The organism is Streptomyces sp. NPDC037288 (genome assembly GCF_055603265.1).
The window spans coordinates 1-3,277 of record NZ_JBVJVY010000168.1 but is presented as its reverse complement, the minus strand read 5'-3'; the positions used below and the strand labels follow the sequence as shown (position 1 = coordinate 3,277).

Genomic DNA, 3,277 nt, shown 5'->3' with positions numbered 1-3,277 from the left:
CTGCCCCGCGACCGTCTGACACCGGCCGACACACGGAAGAAGCACGCCCCGACACACCCTCAACACCAGCCACCCCCAACAACGTGACAATGCCCTCGTCAGCACCACGACGTCGCGGTGGCCACCGAAGTAGCCCCCGAGCAGCTCAACGCCAAGCCAAACCCTGGATCTGGGGACGGCCACCCAGACGCATCAAGAGCCATCGATTCGCCTACCGCCTGTGATACATCCGATTGAGGAACCACGCACTAGTTATCGACGCTTTGGATGGTTTTGCATTGATGTGCTACGCCACGGTGATCACGGATGGAAGCTTCCGTTCCGAAGGGCGGAACAACTCGTTGCCCTGTGGGTTCCTGGTGTCCAGACTGTGTCTATCTTCTGCGACTCGCAGGGTCTTGGTACCCGTGCTGCGGTACGCGCGCGGTCCGCTCCGGGATATCTGTCCGCCAGTGGCGAAAGTCGATTCGCGCTGCGTGGCTGCGGGCTGCCCAACTGATCCACGAAGAGAAACGTCGAAGCCGTGTCCAACTAGGTGAGGAGGGTAATCGATGAGTGATTTTCCGACGAAGGAGACCCGGGTCGCCGAGGGTAATCCTGGGCCTGCGTATCTTCTGGAGCTCGTGTTTAATGCCTACGGTGGGGCCGCTATTGTCGCTGCTGATCGTGCTAAGGTCATCCCTCTGTTGGCGAAGCATGAGGATGGTCTTACAGCTTCCGAGATAGCTAATGAGCTACACCTCAATCCGCGAGTCACCGCGGCGATTCTGCCGATACTGCGTCACCTTGGCGTGCTGACGGCGACTGGAGATCGGTATATGGTCAGAGACTTGGGGGCACGCCACCTCCTTGAAGGCCAACCGGCTTACTGCGGAGCGCTTATGGCCTGGGTAGACGCGGCGGTCTCGAGAAAGATGAGCCAGCTTGGGGACTACTTGCTTGGAGAGGTTTCTTTCAACGCGCCGTTGTACCTTGAGTCGGACCCCACTCCGATCGTTTCCCTCTTGAAAGTATGGGACCCCGTCGCGACGATGCTTGCCCGAGCGTTCGTCGAACGGGTGGACTTGTCTGGTTGCCGACGACTGCTGGATATCGGCGCGGGTACGGCGGCGTTCACGATCGCTACTTTGGAGAAGGTGCCGGAGGCCACCGCAACGGTCACGGACCTTCCAATCCTCGTGCCCACGCTACGCACATACTTGGCCGATTCCAGCGTCTCTGATCGGGTGGTAGTCACGCCGGGTGATCTGTTTGTCGACGATCTGCCCACCGGTTACGATACGGTCTTTTGTAACCAAGTCTTCCATGGCTGGGATGCCGAACACTGTGCTGTCGGTCTAGAAAAGATCTTCCGATCATTGGATTCCGGAGGCACCCTCTATATCACGGAATACATGCGCGACGATGATGACGAGTCCAGTAATCCGTTGTTGGCCGCGTCATCGAGTCTCGTCTACTTGCTGGCCTCCGAAGGGCAGGGCGAAACTCGTACAACGTCGGAGTACGCACAGGTATTGCGATCGATCGGATTTGTCGGCGTCGAGGTTGTCCTATTTCCCAACCAGCCTAGCTGTTCTCATATTGTGTCGGCCCGTAAGCCTTGATCCCAAGAGGTACTCAAGGGCGGGGCAAGGAGGAAGACGCCCGTTTGGTTCAACGTGCCGGCCGCCGTCGCCGCGCTGAAGGCCGGGGAAAACTCGCCCTTCAGCCAGTGACAACGGTTCGTGACCTCTACTACATGACCGATGCCCCGAGCACCGTCACCTTCGGAAACGAGTCCAGGTTCGACCAGCTCCCCCGATTGCAGCCACGACCGCGATGATCTGCGGTGCCCGCCAACCGTGGCGATCGCGAAACCCACCCACAGTCCGAGCGAGCCTGGAGTAGGTCATGCCCACGGATACCACGAATTCGGTCGGTCAAATCATGCAGATGGCATACGGCTTCGCCGTCAGCCGGGTCTTGTCCGCCGCGATAGATCTCAATCTGTTCGCCACTCTCGCCATCCACGGCCCGAGTCCGGATCAGAAGATCCGCGCTGAACTCGGGCTCGCGGCCCGACCGGCCGAACAGTTACTGGCCGCCACCTGCGCGATAGGCCTGACCGAACGCGACGAACACAACAACGTCCGCAACAGCGCGATGGCCGCACAGTTCCTCGTACCCGGCGCTGAGGTTTATCTCGGAGGATTCATCCAATTTATACACAACCGGCTGTACGCAGGGTGGGGTTCGCTTACCAAAGTACTCCGCACCGACGCCCCGGTGACCTGGGATCCCAGCGATGGCGGCGTCTCGGTGTACGGCGATCCGCTGATGCGGGAGTTCTTCACGGGGCTGCACTCGCTTTCCGTCGACGCGGGGCATGCTCTGGGCGCCGTCGTGTCATTCACCGACCGACACTCGGTCCTGGACGTGGGTGGCGGCACGGGCGCCTACACAATCGCACTGCTGAAGGATCATCCGCAGCTGGCAGGTGAGGTGTTCGAGAACGGCTGGGTCTGCGATCTCGCGCGCGAGCAGATCGAGGCCGCGGGAATGGCCGACCGGATTGCGGTTACTAGCGGCAACTTTCTCACCGATACACTGCCTATCGGCCACGACGTAGCGCTGTTGGGAAACATCCTGCACGGCTGGTCATCTGTGCAGAATGGGGCACTTCTGGGCAAGGTCTTTGCCGCACTTGATGCCGGTGGCCAGATCATTGTGGTGGAAACCATGTTCAATTCGGACAAGACCGGGCCGCCGATGGCCGCGCTGGTCGGGCTGACCATGATGGTCGAAACGCCGGGTGGCCGGTCCTATTCGGCCGCCGAACATACCGATGCTCTTCAACGTGCGGGATTCGTCGATGTGACAGTGTCTCCAGTGGATGCTCCGATGGTCAACTTTGTTGTTGTGGGGTCCAAGCCCTGATCGACGTCTCTCACTTCACCAGGCGTGCGGGGCAGTGCACAGGGCCCTGGCGTGTTCGGCGGCGATGGACTCCACGACACGTTGACCGGTGTGGTCCTGGCGCAGGTCCAGGTCGCGGCGAAGTCGAACGAGATCCCGGCGTTCGCCCCACTGCTGGAGCAGGTCGCGGCCCGGCTGGGCAGCCTGGCGGGTGTGGTGATCGTCGCGGACGCGCCGCACACGTCGGTCGCCCACGCCCGAGCCGTCGCCGATGCCGGCGGACACCAGGAGGCTTTTCAATTTGGCCACCGATCGGGTGACGAGGCCGGTCGAGTAACGGGCGAGGCCCTCGGACTGTTGAGCGAGATGTCTGAAGTCTCAA

3 protein-coding genes are annotated in these 3,277 nt (G+C 61.0%); all 3 read left to right on the top strand.

The genetic code is table 11. From position 1 onward, the window contains the following. The first annotated feature begins 551 nt into the window (after positions 1-551). Complete coding sequence (locus ACZ7GZ_RS42850) at positions 552-1,604, top strand: methyltransferase (protein WP_471033244.1); 1,053 nt, start codon at positions 552-554, stop codon at positions 1,602-1,604. A 286-nt stretch (positions 1,605-1,890) separates the two neighbouring features. After that, the gene (locus ACZ7GZ_RS42845) at positions 1,891-2,916 is read left to right on the top strand and encodes a methyltransferase (protein ID WP_471033242.1); all 1,026 of its coding nucleotides are present in this window, start codon (positions 1,891-1,893) and stop codon (positions 2,914-2,916) included. Positions 2,917-2,967: 51 nt separating this feature from the next. Further along, positions 2,968-3,277, top strand: a 310-nt coding sequence (locus ACZ7GZ_RS42840) for a transposase (RefSeq protein ID WP_471033239.1), incomplete at its 3' end; no start/stop codon positions are given.